Consider the following 20,006-nt stretch of genomic DNA (forward strand, 5'->3'; position numbering starts at 1 on the left):
GGGTTCACGGGTTCTGCAGTTCGCTGTCGGCGATGTCGAGGAGCTCGTCGAGGGTCGCGTCCCCGAACTCGTCCCCGAACTCGTCCGCGTCGTCGCCGGGGCGGTCCGGGCCCTGCGCCGCGGCGGCGTCCAGCTGCGCCGCCAGCCCGCGCAGCCGGGCGGCGAGCCGCTCGCGCGCAGGGTCCCCGGCGGCCAGGTCGCGCAGGCCGGCCTCCAGGCCGTCCAGGTCGACGTGCGCCCCGGCGGCCGGTGCGGCGGGTGCGGCCGGCCGCTCCTGCTGGTCCAGCAGCTCCCCGAGGTGGGCGGCGACCGCGGCCGGGGTCGGGTGGTCGAAGACCAGCGTCGCCGGCAGCCGCAGGCCGGTGGCCGCGTTCAGCCGGTTGCGCAGCTCGACCCCGCGGAGCGAGTCGAAGCCGGACTCCAGGAACCCGCGCCCGGCGGCGACCGCCGCGGGCGAGGCGTGCCCGAGCACCGTCGCCACCTGGGCCCGGACCAGCTCGACCAGGGCGTGTGCCCGCTCACCGGCCGTCAGACCGGCCAGCGCCGTCCCGCCGTCCGTCCCGGCCGGTGCCCCGGCCCGGGCGGCCCGCCGCGGGGCCGTGCCGAGCAGCGCCCGCAGCAGCGGCGGCCGCTCCGCGGGGTCCCCCGCGCGCAGTGCGGCGAGGTCCAGCCGGACGGGCAGCGCCAGCGGGCGGTCCTGGGCGAGCGCGGCGTCGAACAGCGCCAGGCCCTCCGCGGTGGTCATCGGCAGCACCCCGGAACGCCGCATCCGGCGCCGGTCGGCCGCGTTCAGCCCGCCGGTCATCGCGCTCTCGGCCGACCACAGCCCCCACGCCATCGACACCCCGGGCAGGCCGAGCGCGCGGCGGTGCGCGGCCAGGCCGTCCAGGTAGGCGTTGGCGGCGGCGTAGTTGGCCTGCCCGGCACTGCCCAGCACCCCGCCCGCGGCCGAGAACAGCACGAACATCGCCGGCTTGGCGTCGAGGGTCAGCTCGTGCAGGTGCCAGGCCGCGTCCGCCTTCGGGCGCAGCACGGCCCGGACCCGCTCCGGCGTGAGCGAGGCGAGCGTGCCGTCGTCCAGCACCCCGGCCGCGTGCACCACCCCGGTCAGCGGGTGCTGCGCCGGGACGGTGGCGAGCAGCGTGGCCAGCGCGGTCCGGTCGGCGGCGTCGCACCGGGCGACGGTCACCTCGGCGCCGAGCGCGGAGAGCCGCTCGACGAGCGCCTCCGCCCCCTCGGCCCGCGGGCCCTGACGGCTGACCAGCAGCAGGTGCCGGACGCCGTGCCGCTCGACGAGGTGCTGGGCGACCAGCGCGCCGAGCGTCCCGGTGCCGCCGGTGATCAGCACCGTGCCCTCGGGGTCCGGTGCTTGCGCGCCGGCGCCGTCGTCGGGGCGCAGCCGGGCCAGCCGGGGCACCAGCACCCGCCCGGCCCGGACGGCGTACTGCGGTTCGGCGCCGTCGAGCAGGGCCGGCAGCAGCGCGGTGGCGTCGGCGCCGGGGCCGCCGGGGTGCCCGTCGAGGTCCACCAGGACGAACCGGTCGGGGTGTTCGGCCTGCGCGGAGCGGACGGCGCCCCAGACGGCGGTCGCGGCGAGATCGGGGGAGCCGGCGGGGTCGGCCGAGCCGGCCGGCTCGGCGGTGTCGACGGCGCCGTGGGTGACCAGCACCAGCCGGGAGGCGGCGAACCGGTCGTCGGCGGCCCAGGCCTGGAGCAGGGCGAGCGCCCGCTCCACGGCCTCGCGGGCGGCGTCTGCGGACCGGCGGTCCCCGCCGGGCTGCGCCGCCCAGGGGAGGACGACGGCCTCGGGCACGGGTGCGCCGGCGGTGACGGCCTCGGCGAGGGCTGCGAGGGCCGAGACGGCCTCCGCGCCGGGTGCGCCGGCCGGTGCCTCCGCGCCGAGCACGGCGTGGTGGAGGGTGCGGGCGGCGGACCGGCCGTCCCGCGGGGCCTGCTCGGCCTGTTCGGCCTGCTCGGTCCAGGCCAGCCGGAAGAGGCAGTCCGCGGCGGTGCGGTCGGCGGCGGAGCCGAGCTGCGCGGGGGAGACCGGCCGCACGGCGAGCGCGTCGATCGTGGCCACCGGCAGACCGGCCGGGTCGGCGACCGACAGCGCCAGGCCGTCCGGCCCGGTCGGCGTCAGCCGGACCCGCAGCGCGGTGGCGGCGGTGGCGTGCAGGGTGACGCCCGACCAGGAGAACGGCAGCCGCACCTGCTCCGCGCCGTCGATCAGGGTGGTGTGCAGGGCCGCGTCCAGCAGTGCGGGGTGGATCCCGAACCGGTCGGCGTCGGCCAGCTGCGCCTCCGGCAGCCGGACTTCGGCGTAGACCTCCGCCCCGAGCCGCCAGGCGGTGTGCAGGCCCTGGAACGCCGGCCCGTACCCGAGGCCGTCCGCGGCGAGCCGAGGGTAGAGGCCGTCGAGCCCGACCGGCACGGCCCCGGCCGGCGGCCAGGCGGCGCCGCTCGCCCACCCGGCGGCCGGTGCGGCCGGTGCGGCCGTCCCCGTCGCGTGGCACGTCCAGGCGGCACCGTCGGTGTCGGCACCGTCGGGGGCGTCGGGCGTGGAGTGGACGGTGAGCGGGCGGCGGCCCGCGTCGTCCGGAGCGCCGATCCGGACCTGGATCCGGACGGCGTCCTGCCCGGGCAGGAGGAGGGGTGCCTGGAGGGTCAGCTCCTCCAGGTGCCGGCAGCCGACCCGCTGCCCGGCGTGCAGGGCGAGCTCGACCAGCGCGGTGCCGGGGGCGAGGACGGTGCCCCAGACGGCGTGGTCGGCGAGCCAGGGGTGGGTGCCGGCGGAGATCCGGCCCGTCAGGATCACGCCCTCGTCGTCGGGCAGCACGACGGCCGCGGCGAGCAGCGGGTGCCCGGCGGAGTCGAGCCCGGAGGTGCGCGGGGTGGCGGTCGCGCCGGCGGTCAGCCAGAAGCGCTCGCGCTGGAACGGGTAGGTGGGGAGGTCCGGATGGTCGCCCGGGCGGACGAGCGGCGCCCACCGGACGGCGTGGCCGTGGGCGTGCAGGTGGGCGGCGGAGGTGAGCAGCCTGGTCCAGTGGCCCTCGTTGCGGCGCAGGGTGCCGGTGACGACGACCGGCACGCCGTCGAGGGTGTCCTCGATCGCCGGGGTGAGGACGGGGTGCGGGCTGGCCTCGACGAAGGTGCTGTGACCGGTGTCGGCGAGGGCACGGACGGCCTGCTGGAAGAGCACGGGGCTGCGCAGGTTGGTGTACCAGTACGCCGCGTCGAGGGTGCTGGTGTCGACGACCTCGGCGGTGACGGCGGACAGGAACGGGACGCTCGCGGCGGCGGGTCGGATGTCGGCGAGGTCGGCGAGGAGCCGGTCGCGCAGCGCCTCGACGTGCGGGGAGTGGGAGGCGTAGTCGACGTCGATGCGGCGCGCGCGGACGTTCTGCTGCTCGCAGTGGGCGATCAGCTCGTCGAGGGCGTCCCGGTCGCCGGCGACGACGGTGGTGGCGGGCCCGTTGTGGGCGGCGACGGTGAGGCGGCCGTCCCACCGGGCGAGGAGCTCGGCGGCCTCGGCCTGCGCCAGGGGCAGGGAGGCCATGCCACCGTGTCCGCTGATGGCGAGGATGGCCTTGGCGCGGAGGGCGACGATGCGGGCGGCGTCGTCGAGGGTGAGGGCGCCGGCGATGTGGGCGGCGGCTATTTCGCCCTGGGAGTGGCCGAGGACGGCGTCCGCCCGGACGCCGAGGCTCTCCCAGAGGCGGGCGAGGGAGACCATGACGGCGAAGAGGGCGGGTTGGACGATGTCGACGCGGGTGAGGTCGTTGCCGCCGCGCAGGACGTCGAGCAGCGACCAGTCGACGTGGGGGGCGAGGGCGTCGGCGCAGGCTTCGATGTGGGTGCGGAACACGGTGGAGGTGTCGAGGAGTTCGGCGCCCATGCCGATCCACTGGGAGCCCTGGCCGGGGAAGACGAAGACGGTCCGGCCGTTCTGCTCGGTGCTGCCGGCCGCGGTGCCCTCCTCGGCGAGGGCGGTGAGGCTCGCGAGGAGTTCCTCGGGGGTGCGGCCGAGGGCGACGGCGCGGTGGTCGAGCGCGGCGCGTCCGGTGAGCAGGGTCTGTCCGACGGCGCGCAGGTCGGCCTCGGGGTGCTCCCGGAGGTGGTCGGCGAGTTGGGCGGCGTGGGCGCGCAGGGCCGCAGGCTCGCGGGCGGAGAGCACCCACGGCACCACGGGGGACGGCGATTCGGCGGAGGCAGCCTCGGTCTCGGCCTCGTCCGCCGGGGCCTCCTCCAGGATGAGGTGCGCGTTGGTGCCGCTGATGCCGAAGGCCGAGACGCCGGCCCGCCGCGGACGCCCGTCCGCCCGCGGCCACGCGCGCCGCTCGGTGAGCAGCTCCACCGCGCCGCTGGTCCAGTCCACGTGGGTGGTTGGCTCGGCGACGTGCAGGGTGCGCGGCAGCTCGCCGTTCCGCATCGCCAGCACCATCTTGATCACGCCCGCCACGCCCGCCGCGGCCTGGGTGTGGCCCAGGTTGGACTTCACCGAGCCGAGCCAGAGCGGCTGTTCGGTGCCCCGCTCGCGGCCGTAGGTGGCGAGCAGGGCCTGTGCCTCGATCGGGTCACCGAGCCGGGTGCCGGTGCCGTGCGCCTCCACCGCGTCCACGTCCGCCGCCGAGAGCCGGGCGTCGGCCAGCGCGGCGCGGATCACGCGCTGCTGGGAGGGGCCGTTCGGCGCGGCCAGCCCGTTGGAGGCGCCGTCCTGGTTGACGGCCGAGCCGCGGACCACGGCCAGCACCGGGTGCCCGTTGCGCCGGGCGTCGGAGAGCCGCTCCAGCAGCACCACACCGGCGCCCTCGGCGAGCCCGAAGCCGTCCGCGTCCTCGGAGAACGCCTTGCAGCGGCCGCTCCCGGAGAGCGCGCCCATCCGGCTGAAGCCGATGAAGGAGTCCGGGGTCGGCATCACCACCGCGCCGCCGGCGACGGCCATCGTGCACTCGCCGTTGCGCAGTGACTGCGCTGCCAGGTGCAGGGCCACCAGCGAGGAGGAGCAGGCGGTGTCCACCGTGATCGCCGGGCCCTCCAGCCCGAACGCGTAGGAGAGCCGGCCCGAGATGACGCTGGTGACGCTGCCGGTGATGACGTAGTCGCCGATGGCGGCCGGGGCGTCGGCCGACTGCACGCCGTACCCGTGCTGCATGGCGCCGACGAAGGCACCCGTCCGGCTGCCGCGCAGCGAGGTCAGGTCGATGCCGGCCCGCTCGAAGGCCTCCCAGGACGTCTCCAGCAGCAGCCGCTGCTGCGGGTCCATCGCCAGCGCCTCACGCGGGCTGATCCCGAAGAACCCGGCGTCGAACGCGTCCACGTCCCGGACGAAACCGCCCTGCTCGCCCGCGACGGCGGTCACGTCCCAGCCACGGTCGGTGGGCAGGCCGGAGATCACGTCGCCGTCGCTGACGAGCAGCTGCCAGAGCTCCTCGGGGGTGGAGACCCCGCCCGGGAACCGGCAGGCCATGCCGACGATCGCGATCGCCTCGCCGTCCGCGCCGGTGTCCGCCGCTGCGGCGGCCGGCCGGGCCACCGCGGCCGGGGCCTCGGCCGCGTCCAGCTCCAGGATCTCGCGGCGCAGCTGGGCGACGAGTGCGGCCGGCGTCGGGAAGTCGAAGATCAGGGTGGCCGGGAGCCGGAGGCCGGTGGCCGCGTTCAGCCGGTTGCGCAGCTCGACGGCCGTCAGGGACTCGAACCCCAGCTCCTTGAAAGCCCGTTCGGGGCGGATGGCGTCCGGCGTGCTGCGCCCCAGCACGGCGACGGCGTGCCGGGTGACGAGGTCGGCCAGCGTGCGGAGCTGCTCCGCCTCCGACAACCGGCCCAGCGCGAGCCGGAGTTCGGACTCCGCGGCGGTGGCGGGCGCCGCCGCAGCGGCGGGAGCCGCCAACACTGCGCGAACCCCGGCGAGTTCGGCGAGCAGCGGGCTCGGGCGCAGCGCGGTGAAGAGCGGGACGAAGCGCTCCCAGTCGATCTCGGCCACCGCGACGAAGGTGTCGTCGTGGTCCAGCGCCTGCTGAAGGGCGGCGATCGCCAACTCGGCGCGCATCAGCGGGAGACCCTGCTCGCGCACCCGCCGGCGGGTCCGCTCGACGTCCTGGTCCCCGAGGTTCTTCCAGGTGTTGACGGCGTCCTCCCAGACGCCCCAGGCGACCGAGAGCATCGGCAGGCCGTCGGCCCGGCCCTGCTCCGCCAGGGCGTCCAGCGCCGCGTTGGCGGCGGCGTAGGCGGCGTGGTCCCCGCTGCCCCAGAAGCCGGCGATCGAGGAGAACAGGACGAAGGCGTCCAGCGCCTCCGGGTCGAGCAGGTCGACGAGGTGCCGGGCGCCGTCCACCTTGGCGGCCAGTACCTGGTCGAGGCTCTCCACCGTGGTGTCGAGCACGGACGTCAGCTCGATGAACGCGGCCGTGTGCAGGACCGCCCGCACGGTGTGCCCGTCCGCCCGCAGCCCGTCCAGCAGGCCGGCCACCGCGTCGCGGTCGGCCACGTCGCACGCGGCCAGCGTGACGGCCACGCCCCGCGCGGTCAGCTCGGCCGCGAGGTCCGCCGCCCCCGGGGCGTCCGGGCCCGAACGGCTGGCCAGTACGAGGTGCTCGGCGCCGTTGTCGGCCAGCCACCGTGCCAGGCGGGGGCCGAGGCTCCCGGTGCCGCCGGTGACCAGCACCGTGCCGCGCGGGCGCCAGCCGCGGATCGGCCGGGCCTCCCCGACCGGGGCGTGCACCATCCGCCGGGCGAACAGCCCGGCCGGCCGCACCGCCACCTGGTCCTCGTCGGAGCTGCCGGCCACCACCCGCAGCAGCCGCCCGAGCGAGCGCTCGTCCGGCTGCCCGGGCAGGTCGACCAGACCGCCCCAGAGGTGCGGCAGCTCCAGCGCGACGACCCGGCCGAGCCCCCACAGCTGCGCCTGCACCTGGTCGGCCGGTGCGTCGGACGGCCCGGTGTGCACGGCGCCGCGCGTGGCGCACCACACCGGCACCCGGAGGCCGAGGCCGGCGAGCTCCTGGACCAGCGCCAGCGTCAGCGCGACGCCGGTGGTCGCCGTGCGCCGACCGGGGTGCCGTCGGGCGTCCAGCGCGAGGAACGACAGCACGCCCGCGAGCTCGCCCGGCTCACCGCCGTCGACCACCTCGCGCAGCCGGGCGGCCAGGGCGTCACGGTCGGCGTCCGTCTCCAGCAGCACCGTCCGGGCACCGCGCGCGCCCAGTCCACGGGTGGCCTCGGCGACCCACGCGTCCCCGGTACGGCCCGTGGGGACGACCACCAGCCAGGTGCCGGTGAGTGCGGCCGGCGCGAGGTCGGCCACCGGCTTCCAGCCGATCCGGTACCGCCAGTCGTCCACGGCCGAGCGGTCACGGCTCTGCCGGTGCCAGGAGGAGAGCGCCGGCAGCAGGGTGCTCAGCGACCGCCGCTGCTCCTCGTCCTCGACCTGGAGCGTCGCGGCCACCGAGGCGACGTCCTGCTCCTCGACGGCCTCCCAGAAGCCCGCGTCCACCGCGGAGACCGCCGCCGGGCCCGGACCGGCCGGGGCGGCGTCCTGGATCCACAGGTGCTGGTGCCGGAAGGGGTAGGTGGGGAGGTCGGGGTGGTGGCCGGGGTGGACGAGCGGGGCCCAGTCGACGGGGGTGCCGTGGGCGTGCAGGTGGGCGGCGGAGGTGAGCAGCCTGGTCCAGCCGCCTTCGTCGCGGCGCAGGGTGCCGGTGGTGACGGCCGGGTGGTCGGTGGCCTCGATGGTGTCCTGGATGGCGGCGGTGAGGACGGGGTGGGCGCTGGTTTCGATGAAGACGGTGTGGCCGGTGTCGGCGAGCTTGCGGACGGCCTGTTGGAAGAGGACGGGGCTGCGGAGGTTGGTGTACCAGTAGGTGGCGTCGAGGGTGGTGGTGTCGGTGAGCTCGGCGGTGACGGCGGAGAGGAACGGGATGGTGGCGGCGGTCGGCTTGATGTCGGCGAGGTCGCTGAGGAGTTGGGCGCGCAGGCTCTCGACCTGGGGGGAGTGGGAGGCGTAGTCGACGGGGATGGTGCGGGCCCGGACGCCCTGGGCTTGTGCCTGGTCGACGACGGCGTGGACGGCGGTGACGGTGCCGGCGATGACGGTGTGGGAGGGGCCGTTGACGGCGGCGATGCTGACCTCGTCGGCGTGCGGGGCGAGGAGCGGTTCGACCTGGGATGCGGGCAGCGGGATGCTGGCCATGGTGCCGGTGCCGGCGAGGGTGGTGATGGCTTTGGCGCGGAGGGCGACGATGCGGGCGGCGTCGTCGAGGGTGAGGGCGCCGGCGATGTGGGCGGCGGCTATTTCGCCTTGGGAGTGGCCGAGGACGGCGTCCGCTCGTACGCCGAGGCTTTCCCAGAGTCGGGCGAGGGAGACCATGACGGCGAAGAGGGCGGGTTGGACGACGTCGACGCGGGTGAGGTCGTCGTTTCCGCGCAGGACGTCGGTGAGGGACCAGTCGACGTGGGGGGCGAGGGCTGCTTCGCACTGGGCGACGGATTCGGCGAACACGGTGGAGGTGTCGAGGAGTTCGGCGCCCATGCCGATCCACTGGGAGCCCTGGCCGGGGAAGACGAAAACGGTCCGGCCGTTCTGGTCGGCGCTGCCTTCGGCGGTGCCCTCGGTGCCGTCGGCGAGGGCGGTGAGTGAGGTGAGGAGTTCTTCGGGGGTGCGGCCGAGGGCGACGGCGCGGTGGTCGAGGGTGGCGCGGCCGGTGAGCAGGGTCTGCCCGACGGCGCGCAGGTCGGCCTCGGGGTGCTCCCGGAGGTGGTCGGCGAGCTGGGCGGCGTGGGCGCGCAGGGCCGCAGGCTCGCGGGCGGAGAGCACCCACGGCACCACGGGGGACGGCGAGTCGGCGGCGACCGGAGCCGTGTCGTCCGCCGGGGCCTGTTCCAGGATGACGTGCGCGTTGGTGCCGCTGATGCCGAAGGAGGAGACGGCGGCGCGGCGGGCGCGTTCGGTGCTGGCGGGCCAGTCCCTTGCCTCGGTGAGGAGTTCGACCGCGCCGGCCGTCCAGTCCACGTGGTCGGTCGGTTCGTCGACGTGCAGGGTGGCGGGCAGCACGCCGTGCTGCATCGCCATCACCATCTTGATCACCCCGCCGACCCCGGCGGCGGCCTGGGTGTGACCGATGTTGGACTTCAACGAGCCGAGCCAGAGCGGCTGTCCGCCGTCCCGCTCCTGCCCGTAGGTGGCGAGCAGGGCCTGTGCCTCGATCGGGTCGCCGAGCCGGGTGCCGGTGCCGTGCGCCTCCACCGCGTCCACGTCCGCCGCCGAGAGCCGGGCGTTCTTCAACGCCTCCCGGATCGCCCGCTGTTGTGCCGGGCCGTTCGGCGCGGAGAAGCCGCTGCTGCTGCCGTCCTGGTTGATCGCCGAGCCGCGGACCACGGCCAGCACCCGGTGCCCGTTGCGCCGGGCCTCCGACAGCCGCTCCACCAGGAGGACGCCGACGCCCTCCGCCCAGCCGGTGCCGTCCGCCGAGGCGGCGAACGCCCGGCAGCGCCCGTCGGGGGAGAGCGCGCGCTGCCGGCTGAACTCGACGAATCCGCCCGGTCCGGTCATCACGGTGACGCCGCCGACGAGCGCCATCGAGCACTCGCCGTTGCGCAGCGCCTGCGCCGCCAGGTGCAGGGCGACCAGCGAGGAGGAGCAGGCGGTGTCCACCGTGACGGCCGGGCCCTCCAGGCCGAGGGCGTAGGCCACCCGGCCGGACACCACGCTGCCCAGGCTGCCCGTCATCAGGTAGCCCTCCAGGTCCTCGGGCGTCTCGCGCAGCCGGGCGGCGTAGTCCTGGTGCATGACGCCGGCGAACACGCCGGTCCGGCTGCCGCGCACCGACGAGGGGGCGATGCCGGCCCGCTCGAAGGCCTCCCAGGAGGTCTCCAGCAGCAGCCGCTGCTGCGGGTGCATGGCGACCGCCTCGCGCGGGCTGATCCCGAAGAAGTCGGGGTCGAACAGCGCGGCGTCGTGCAGGAATCCGCCGGACCGGGTGTACGTCCTGCCGACCGCGTCCGGATCCGGGTCGTACAGCGAGGCCACGTCCCAGCCGCGGTCCTCCGGGAAGGCGGAGATCGCGTCGCTGCCCGTCGCGACCAACTGCCAGAGGTCGTCGGGGGACTTGACGCCCCCGGGGTAGCGGCAGGCCATGCCGACGATGGCGATCGGCTCGGAGGCGGAGGCGGTCAGCTTGCGGTTCTGCTGCCGCAGGAGCTCGGCCTCCTTGAGGGAGGCCCGCAGCGCCTTGACGACTTCTTCACTGGATGCGGTCATCGCGAACTCCGAAACTCCGGGCCATTGGGACGTGGTGAGTGGTGATCAGCTGTCACCGAGGGCAACCCGGATGAGGTCTTCCAGGTCCATCGTGTCGAGCGCGCTGCCGGGCTCCTCCTCCTCGTCGGCCTCGCCGGATCCGTCGGCGGTGTCGGCGAGCCGGAGCAGGGTCTGGACCAGCCCGGCCTCCTGGAGGCGGACCAGCGGGATCGCGGCCAGGGTCCGGCGGAACGCGATCTCGTCGATCTCGTCGGGGTCCGCGGGCCCGGCGCTCTCCTCCACCGGGAAGGCCGTGGCCTCCAGGTGGCGGGCGACGGCGGCCGGGGTCGGGTGGTCGAAGATCAGCGTGGCGGGCAGCCGGCCGCCGGTCTCCGCGCCGAGCCGGTTGCGCAGTTCGACGGCGGTGAGCGAGTCGAGGCCGAGGTCGAGGAAGCCGCGGTCCGCCTCGACCCGGTCCGGCGAGGCGTAGCCGAGGACGGCGGCCACGTGGGCGCGGACCAGGTCGAGCACGGCGCGGCCGCGCTCGGCGGGTGCGAGATCGGCGAACCGCTGGCGGAACGCCGCCGCGCCGGGGGCGGCCGCGCGGCGGCGCCCGGTGGGGCGGATCAGGCCGCGGAGCAGCGGCGGGAGGTCGGACTGCGCCCGCAGCGCGGCGGTGTCCAGCCGGGCGGGCACCAGCACCGCGCGGTCCGTCGCCAGGGCGGTGTCGAAGAGCGCGAGCCCCTGGGCGGACGGCATCGGTGCCAGGCCGGTGCGGCCGAGCCGCCGGAGGTCGGCCTCGGCGAGGTGGCTGGTCATCCCGCCGGCCTCGGCCCAGAGGCCCCAGGCCAGGGCGTGCGCGGGCAGCCCCTCCGCCCGGCGTCGCTGGGCGAGGCCGTCGAGGAAGGCGTTGGCCGCCGCGTAGCTCGCCTGGCCGGCCTGGCCCAGCACCCCGGCCGCCGAGGAGAACATCACGAAGGCCCGCAGGCCGCCCCCGCGGGTCAGCTCGTGGAGGTGCCACGCGGCGTCGGCCTTCGGCCGCAGGACGGCCGCCACGCGGTCGGGGGTCAGCGCGGTGAGCACGCCGTCGTCCAGGACGCCGGCCGTGTGCACCACACCGGTCAGCGGCTGTTCGGCGGGCACCGCCGCCAGGACGGCGGCGAGCGCCTCCCGGTCGGCGGCGTCGCAGGCCGCGATCGTCACCTGGGCGCCCGCGGCGGTCAGTTCGGCACGGAGTTCGGCCGCGCCCTCGGCGGCTGGGCCCCGCCGGCTGAGCAGCAGCAGGTGCCGCACGCCGTACCGGGTGACCAGGTGGCGGGCGAGCAGGCCGCCGAGCAGGCCGGTGCCGCCGGTCACCAGCACCGTGCCGAACGGGCCGAACGGGCCGGACGCGTCGGACGCGTCGGACGGGCCGGCGGGCGCCGGCGCGGTGGCCGGTGCGGCCGGCTGCAGCCGGGCGGCGGACACCTGCCCGGCGCGGACGGCCAGGTGCGGCTCCGCCGAGGCCAGCGCCCGGAGCAGCGCCGGGTGCGAGTCGGGGTGGTCGTCGAGGTCCGCCAGCACGAGACGGCCCGGGTTCTCCGACTGGGCGGACCGGACCAGACCCCAGAGCGGTGCGTGGACGAGGTCCGTGACGTCCTCCGCGGGGTCCACGGCCACCGCGCCGCGGGTCAGCAGCACCAGCCGGGAGCCGGCGAACCGCTCCTCGGCCAGCCAGGCCTGGACGAGGCCCAGCGCACGGGCCGCGGCGGCGCGGACGGCCTCCGCCGTCACCCCCGGGCCGGGCAGGAAGGGGGCCACGACCGTGCCCGGCACCACCGCCGCGGAGACCGCAGCGAGCAGCTCGGCCGGCCCGCCCTCCGCAGCGAGGACGAACGGCGGAGCCTCCGCGGTCGCGCCCGGCGCGGGCGGCGCGGGTACCCAGTCCACCTGGTACAGCGAGTCGCGGTGGCTGCGGGCGGCGGCGCTGAACTGCTCGGGGGTGACCGGCCGCAGCGTCAGGGCGCCGACGGAGAGAACCGGGTTCCCGGCCTCGTCGGTCGCGGTGAGCGAGAAGGTGTCCGGCCCGGTCGGCTTCAGCCGGACGCGCAGCGCGGTGACCGGGCCGGCGTGGAAGGTGACGTCGGACCAGGCGAACGGCAGGCGGACGCCGTCCGCTCCCTGGAGCAGGCAGGCGTGCAGGGCGGCGTCCAGCAGCGCCGGGTGCAGCGCGAAGCCGTCGTCGTGCCGTTCCTGCGGGAGCACGACCTCGGCGAGGATGTCGTCCCCGTGCCGGCCGAGGGCCCGCAGGCCCTGGAACGCCGGACCGTAGTCGAAGCCGACGTCGGCCAGCCGGCCGTAGAGCGCGTCGTCCGGGTCGAGCGCGGCTGCCGGGAGCTCCCACGCCGCCGCCGGCACCGCCGGGCCCGCCGCCGCCAGGGTGCCGGTCGCGTGGCGGGTCCACGGGGCATCGGGGGTGTCGGGGTCGTCCGGGGCGTCGGGGGAGGAGTGCAGGGTGACGGGGCGGCGGCCGGTGTCGTCGGGCGCGCCGACCCGGACCTGGACGCGGACGCCGTGCTCCGCGGAGAACGCGAGCGGAGCCTCCAGCGTGAGTTCTTCGAGGTGCTCGCAGTCGAGTCGGCGTCCCGCGTGGAGGGCGAGTTCGACGAGGGCGGTGCCGGGGAGGAGGGGGGTGTCCCAGACGGCGTGGTCGGCGAGCCAGGGGTGGTCGGCGAGGCCGATCCGGCCGGTGAGGACGAGTTCGTCGCTGTCGGCGAGCGGGAGGACGGCGCTGAGCAGGGGGTGCTCGGCGGAGTCGAGCCCGGCCGTGCGGGGGTTGGCGGTCGCGGGCGGGGTGAGCCAGAAGCGTTCGCGCTGGAAGGGGTAGGTGGGGAGGTCGAGGTGAGCGGGCCGGCCGGTGGGGAGGAGGGGGGTCCAGTCGACGGTGGTGCCGGTGGTGTGGACCTCGGCGAGGGAGGTGAGGAGCCGGCGGATGCCGCCTTCGTCGCGGCGCAGGGTGCCGGTGGTGACGGCCGGGTGGTCGGTGGCCTCGATGGTGTCCTGGATGGCGGCGGTGAGGACGGGGTGGGCGCTGGTTTCGATGAAGACGGTGTGGCCGGTGTCGGCGAGCTTGCGGACGGCCTGTTGGAAGAGGACGGGGCTGCGGAGGTTGGTGTACCAGTAGGTGGCGTCGAGGGTGGTGGTGTCGGTGAGCTCGGCGGTGACGGCGGAGAGGAACGGGATGGTGGCGGCGGCCGGCTTGATGTCGGCGAGGTCGCTGAGGAGTTGGGCGCGCAGGCTCTCGACCTGGGGGGAGTGGGAGGCGTAGTCGACGGGGATGGTGCGGGCCCGGACGCCCTGGGCTTGTGCCTGGTCGACGACGGCGTGGACGGCGGTGACGGTGCCGGCGATGACGGTGTGGGAGGGGCCGTTGACGGCGGCGATGCTGACCTCGTCGGCGTGCGGGGCGAGGAGCGGTTCGACCTGGGATGCGGGCAGCGGGATGCTGGCCATGGTGCCGGTGCCGGCGAGGGTGGTGATGGCTTTGGCGCGGAGGGCGACGATGCGGGTGGCGTCCTCCAGTGTCAGGGCTCCGGCGATGTGGGCAGCGGCTATTTCGCCCTGGGAGTGGCCGAGGACGGCGTCGGGTTCGACGCCCAGGGACTGCCAGACGCGGGCGAGCGACACCATGACGGCGAACAGGGCGGGTTGGACGACGTCGACGCGGGTGAGGTCGTCGTTGCCGCGCAGGACGTCGGTGAGGGACCAGTCGGTGTGCGGGGCGAGGGCTGCTTCGCACTGGGCGACGGATTCGGCGAACACGGCCGAGGTGTCGAGGAGTTCGGCGCCCATGCCGATCCACTGGGAGCCCTGGCCGGGGAAGACGAAAACGGTCCGGCCGGTGGTGGCGGTGCCGTGGACGGCGCCGGGCGTGGGGGTGCCGTCCGGTCCGTCGGCGAGTGCGGCGAGGCCGTTCAGGAGTTCGGTGCGGTTGTCGCCGATCACCACCGCCCGCTGCTCGAACACGGATCGTTGGTCGGTCAAGGCCCGTGCGACGTCGGCGGGTTCCCATTCCGGGTGGGTCTCGACGGCCGTCCGCAGTCGGGCGGCCTGGGCGCGCAGCGCCTCGGGGGTCCGTGCGGAGAGCGCCCACGGCAGCACACCGCCCGCGGCCCCGGTACCGGCCGCCGCGTCGTCCGCCGGCGCCTGTTCCAGGATGACGTGCGCGTTGGTGCCGCTGATGCCGAAGGAGGAGACGGCGGCGCGGCGGGCGCGTTCGGCGTTGGTGGGCCAGTCCCGTGCCTCGGTGAGGAGTTCGACCGCGCCGGCCGTCCAGTCCACGTGGGTGGTGGGCGCATCGACGTGGAGGGTGGCGGGCAGCACGCCGTGCTGCATGGCCATCACCATCTTGATCACCCCGCCGACCCCGGCGGCGGCCTGGGTGTGGCCGATGTTGGACTTCAACGAGCCCAGCAGGAGCGGCCGTTCGGTGCCCCGGCGCTGCCCGTAGGTGGCGAGCAGGGCCTGTGCCTCGATCGGGTCGCCGATTCGGGTGCCCGTGCCGTGCGCCTCCACCGCGTCCACGTCCGCCGCCGAGAGCCGGGCGTCGGCCAGCGCCGCCCGGATGACGCGTTGCTGCGAGGGGCCGTTCGGCGCGGACAGGCCGTTGGAGGCGCCGTCCTGGTTGACGGCGGAGCCGCGGACCACGGCCAGCACCCGGTGCCCGTGGCGTCGCGCGTCGGAGAGCCGCTCCAGCAGCAGGACGCCGACGCCCTCGCCCCAGGCGGTGCCGTCCGCGGCGGCGGCGAAGGCCTTGCAGCGCCCGTCGGGGGCCAGCCCGCGCTGGCGGCTGAACTCGACGAACATGCCCGGTGAGGCCATCACGGCCGCCCCGCCCGCGACGGCCATCGTGCACTCGCCGTTGCGCAGCGCCCGGGTGGCCAGGTGCAGGGCGACCAGCGAGGACGAGCAGGCCGTGTCGACGGTGATCGCCGGGCCCTCCAGCCCGAACACGTAGGAGAGCCGGCCGGAGAGGACGCTGACGGTCGTGCCGGTCAGGACGTGGCCCTCGACGCCGCTGCCCGCCTCGTGCATCCGGGCGCCGTAGTCCTGCGTCATCGCACCGACGTAGACGCCGGTGCGCGAGCCGCGCAGCGCGGACGGGTCGATGCCGGACCGCTCGAAGGCCTCCCACGCCGTCTCCAGCAGCAGCCGCTGCTGCGGGTCCATCGCCAGGGCCTCGCGCGGGCTGATCCCGAAGAACGCGGCGTCGAAGCGGTCCGCCTCGTGCAGGAAACCGCCCTCGCGGGTGTAGCTGTGCCCGGAGCGGGCCGGGTCCGGGTCGTACAGCGAGGCCACGTCCCAGCCGCGGTTGTCGGGGAACGGCGAGACGGCGTCCCGCCCGTCCACGACCAGCCGCCAGAGGTCCTCGGGGCTGCGGACGTCGCCGGGGAACCGGCAGGCCATCGCGACGATCGCGATCGGCTCCTCCGCCGCGTCACCGCCGCCCGCTCCGGCTGCCGTCGCGTCGGCGGGCTCCGTCCCCTCCGGCACGCCGCCGCCGCCCAGCTCGGCGAGCAGGTGCCGGCCGAGGCTCCCGGGCGTCGGGTGGTCGAAGAGCAGCGTCAGCGGCAGCCGCAGGCCGGTCGCCGTCATCAGCCGGTTGCGCAGTTCGACCGCCGTGGCCGAGTCGAAGCCGAGGTCCCGGAACGGCCGGTCCGCGTCGGCTCCGGCCGCCGCACCGGGGCCGCGCAGCGCCGTGATCTCCGCGCGGACCAGCTCCCGGATCCACCGCCGGCGTTCGGCGTCCGACCGGCCGGTGGCGGGCTTCGCGGCGCGGAACGGGTACGTCGGCAGCGGCACCTGCCGCGTGCCGGGCCCGGTGAGCACGGCCGTCCAGTCCACGGCGATGCCCCGGACGTGCAGCTCGGCGAGCGAGGTGAGGAAGCGCTCCGGCCCGCCCCGGTCGCGGCGGAGGGTGCCGATGACGGCGGTGTGCTCCGTCAGGCCGGTTTCGTCCAGGGTCTCCTGGAGGCCGCCGAGCAGGTCGGGGTGCGGTGCGACCTCCAGGAAGGTCCGGTGGCCGTCGGCCAGCAGCGCGCGGGAGGCGTCCTCGAAGCGGATCTCGCCGGTGATGTTCCGGATCCAGTACGCGCCGTCCAGCGCGGCCGTGTCCAGCAGCCCGCCGGTGGCGGAGGAGTAGAACGGGACGGCCGACGTGCGTGGGCGGATGTGCGCGAGGGCGGCGAGCAGCCGGTCGCGGTCCAGGCGGAGCCCGGGGGAGTGCGCGGCGAGCCCGTTGCTGAGCTTCCTGGCCCGGACGCCGTCGGCCGCCAGCTCGGCGAGCAGCTCGTCCACGGCCGCGCGCTCGCCGGAGAACAGGGCGGACCGCGGGCCGTTGGTGCCGGCGATGTCGAGCCGGCCCGGCCGGTCGGCCAGCCGCGGCGCCAGCCGGTCGCGGGGCAGGAGGGCCGAGGCCAGGTCGCCCTCGCCGGCCGCCTCGGCCTGTGCCCGGCTCCACAGCGCCACCACCTCGGCGGCCTCGGCCAGGTCGAGCGCACCGGCCACGTGGGCGGCCGCGATCTCGCCGAGGCTGGCGCCGACCACGGCGGCCGGCTCCACGCCGCAGGCCCGCCAGAGGGCCGCGAGGGACACCATGACGGCGAACAGGACAGGCTGGACGACGTCCACCGACACCAGGGCGGGAGCACCCGGGGCGCCGCGCAGGACGTCGTGCAGGGACCAGGGGACGTGCGGTTCGAGCGCGTCGGCGCAGGCTTCGATGTGCTCGCGGAACACCGCGGAGGACTCCAGCAGCCCGGCCGCCATGCCGGGCCACTGGGTGCCCTGGCCGGGGAAGACGAAGACCGGACCCGCGTCGGTGCCCGCGGTGCCGCGGACGAGCAGCGGGCCGAAGCCGTCCTCGGCGACAGCGCGCAGACCCGTCAGGGCGTGCTCCCGGCCGTCGGCGACCAGGACGGCGCGCTGCTCGAAGGCGGTCCGGGTGGTGGCCAGGGAGAGGCCCGCGTCGGCGAGCCGGAGCCCGGGATCGGCGGCGAGGCGCTCGTGGAGCGCCCGGGCCTGGGCCCGCAGGCCGGCGGCGCTGCGGGCGGAGAGCACCAGCGGCGTGAAGGTGCTCGCCAGCGGGGGCCGGGTGGCGGGTGCCGTGAGGTCGGCGGGTGCGGCTTCCCCGGGCTCGGTGGGTGCGGCGCCGATCAGCGCGAGGGGGCCGGTCTCGGCCGCGCGGCGGCCGTCGGCGAGGACGCCGTGGATCGGTGCCCCGTCGCGACGCGCCTCCGGCAGCCGCCGGAGGACGGTGAGGACGGTGCCGGCGTCGCCCGCGAGGGCGAGGTCGCACGCGCCGGCGCGGAGGCTCGCCGCGGCCAGCGCGACGGCGTCCCGGGCGGCGGAGGCCGACGGCTCGACGGCAACCTGCGGGCCGTGGAGGTCCAGGACGGTGGCGACGTGCCGAACGGTGTCGAGGTGCTCGGTGGTGTCGAGGTGCCGGGCGGTACCGGCCCCGGGGGACGCGGGGGATGCGGCGAGGAAGACGCCCGTCCGGCCCGCGCGGAGCGAGGCGGGGACGATCCCGGCGTCCTCCAGCGCCGTCCAGCCGAGCTCCAGGGCGGCCCAGTCGGCGGGGCCGAGCCCGGCGGCGAGGTCGGCCGGCGCCCCGAAGAATCCTGCGCCGCAGTCCGGTCCGCCGTCGTGGCCCCGGGTGTCGTCACGGGTGCCGGGTGCCGGGTAGGACAGTCCGACGACGGCGACCGCGTTGTCCTCATCACTTGGCTGGGGCACGGCGAACTCGGCTTCCCTCATCGTCTCGGCTGTCCTGCCCGGTCGGCCGGTGCAGGCGGTGGCGCGTGGCCGGTGGGTCCCCCGTCCACCGACGCCGGGCCCTTCGCGCACCTGTGGTGGCTGCGCTCGCCCGGTCCCGCCGAGGTGGTCCGGGACCGCCTCGTGTTGATCTTCGTACTTGCGTTCAGCACGATGCCAGGGCCGTCTTGGCGGCGACTTGGAACCGACTTGGAGCCGACTTGGAACGGCCTTGGAGGGGGCTCCGACCAGCGAGGATTCAGACACGAACGGCTTGCCGGAGGCGCGCGCCACGGCTGCCCGGAAGCCCGTGGAACGCCATGCACATGCCAAGGGAATGGTCGGGTGGACGGAAGCCCCCGTGGCCGGACGGCCGAATGACCGGTCGGCCGGGCAGCCGGACGCGCAGGCGGGCGCCGCCGCGGACATGCGGACGGGCGGCGAGCCGGTCCATGACCCGCTGCCGCCCGCCGACCCTCCGACCCTCCGACCCTCCGGTCTTCCGCCTACCGCCCGTCACCTACCGTCCGTCACCCGCTGCCCGTGGGGACGGGGCCGCCTGCGCCCGGTGCTCAGGCGCACTCCGCGATGGGGTCGCCGCGCAGGATCGTGCCGAACAGCTCCTGGAGCTCGAAGCCCGGGTCCACGCCGTACTCCTCCGCCAGCGTCCGGCGGGTCCGGTGGTAGGCGTCGATCGCCTCGGCCCGCCGGCCGGACCGGTACAGCGCCTTCATCAGCAGCCAGCTGAACCGCTCCCGGGTGGGGAACCGTACGGCGAGCGCGGGCAGTTCGGCCGCGAGCGCGGAGAAGTCGCACTCCTCGGCGAGGGTGGCGTCCCACAGGCTTTCGAGGGCCAGGAGTCGCAACTCCTCGAACCGCGAGGCCGTCTGTGCGCCGAGCGCGTAGTCGCTCACCTCCGGGTAGGCGCAACCGCGCCACAGCGCCAGCCCGTTCTCCAGGGTCAGGCTCGCCTGCCGGTGCATCCCGGCCTGGAGCAGTCGCCGGCCCTCGTGCAGCAGCCGCTCGAAGTGGGCCGAGTCGATGCAGTCCGCGTCCACCGCCAGGACGTAGCCGTTCGGTTCGCGCCGCAGGACGGTGTCCCGGTTGCGGGGCGGCCGGTTCGGCTCCAGCAGCCGCCGGAGGTTGGACACGTAGCTGTGCAGGTTCGCCATGACGTCGCTGGGCGGGTTCCGCGGCCAGACGGCCTCGGTGAGTTGTTCCACCGTCACGGGCTGGCCGGGCGTCAGGAGGAGGGTGGACAATACCGCCCGCTGTCGGGCCGACCCCGGATTCACTGGGATTCCGCCGACCTGGACCACTAACGGGCCAAGAACCCTGAAATTCATTGCGTGACCCTCCGCCACAAGTCACCCCCAGTACTGAAGAAACATCGTCGACCGCGCGGAGGAAACATCCAGGTTCCGGAAAGGTCCCGGTAGTCGAACAGGTGCTCGCGCGGTTGACGACAGCGTACTTGCAAATCCTCCTGAAAGAAGGTCTGGACCGTCGGCGCCCGTCTTGGTATGGCGTGCTGACGTCCGATCAGGTCAAGGTTTCGGAAGTCCCTTCGCGGGTAAGGCAACCGGGCTCCGGAGCCCGCACCGTTCCGGCCCGGTGGCGGGTTGCCGCCCTGGCGTGATTTGGCCCCCAAAAATTTGTGAATCCTTGAAGCTTGGACGATCCGTCCCGTCCGGCCCCGAACCTCCGGCCCTTGTGCCGCGCAGCACCGGGGCCCGTGTGCCGCATGGTGCGCGGGGCGGCTCGGCCGGGCCGGGCGGGGATTGCGGCGGGGCTCCGGAATCGTCCGAATTACGACGCGGCGACGCGGCCGCCGCCGAGCGTTCCCGGACATTTTCGGCCGTGTCCGGTTCTTGCCGCCGCGCATTGCCCGACCAGGTGGGTCTTTCAGCGCCACCGGGTCTGTGCGTACGATTGGCCAGGTCGTTCCCCGCCGGGCAGCGGCCTGCCGAATGGGTGCCGG

Annotated in this window: 3 protein-coding genes; all 3 read right to left on the reverse strand. The window is 75.9% G+C overall.

Annotated features, from left to right (window positions below; all coding sequences use genetic code 11):
- Positions 1-4 precede the first annotated feature (4 nt).
- The 3 genes from OH807_RS36170 to OH807_RS36180 all read right to left on the reverse strand — a co-directional run bounded on the left by OH807_RS36170 (position 5) and on the right by OH807_RS36180 (position 19,371).
- Complete coding sequence (locus OH807_RS36170; RefSeq protein WP_406208075.1) at positions 5-10,252, reverse strand: type I polyketide synthase; 10,248 nt, start codon at positions 10,250-10,252, stop codon at positions 5-7.
- Between the two features lie 45 nt (positions 10,253-10,297).
- The gene (locus OH807_RS36175) at positions 10,298-18,028 is read right to left on the reverse strand and encodes an SDR family NAD(P)-dependent oxidoreductase (RefSeq protein WP_406208077.1); all 7,731 of its coding nucleotides are present in this window, start codon (positions 18,026-18,028) and stop codon (positions 10,298-10,300) included.
- Positions 18,029-18,597: 569 nt separating this feature from the next.
- Positions 18,598-19,371, reverse strand: coding sequence for a BTAD domain-containing putative transcriptional regulator (locus OH807_RS36180; RefSeq protein ID WP_406208079.1), 774 nt, complete (start codon positions 19,369-19,371; stop codon positions 18,598-18,600).
- Positions 19,372-20,006 lie beyond the last annotated feature (635 nt).

This window comes from Kitasatospora sp. NBC_01560 (assembly GCF_045208415.1).
Lineage (GTDB): Bacteria > Actinomycetota > Actinomycetes > Streptomycetales > Streptomycetaceae > Kitasatospora.

Bases quoted from the DNA above. Each gene is read 5' to 3' on its own strand.
- OH807_RS36180 (WP_406208079.1), bottom strand. From the start codon at position 19,371: ATGAATTTCAGGGTTCTTGGCCCGTTAGTGGTCCAGGTCGGCGGAATC.
- OH807_RS36175 (WP_406208077.1), bottom strand. From the start codon at position 18,028: ATGAGGGAAGCCGAGTTCGCCGTGCCCCAGCCAAGTGATGAGGACAAC.
- OH807_RS36170 (WP_406208075.1), bottom strand. From the start codon at position 10,252: ATGACCGCATCCAGTGAAGAAGTCGTCAAGGCGCTGCGGGCCTCCCTC.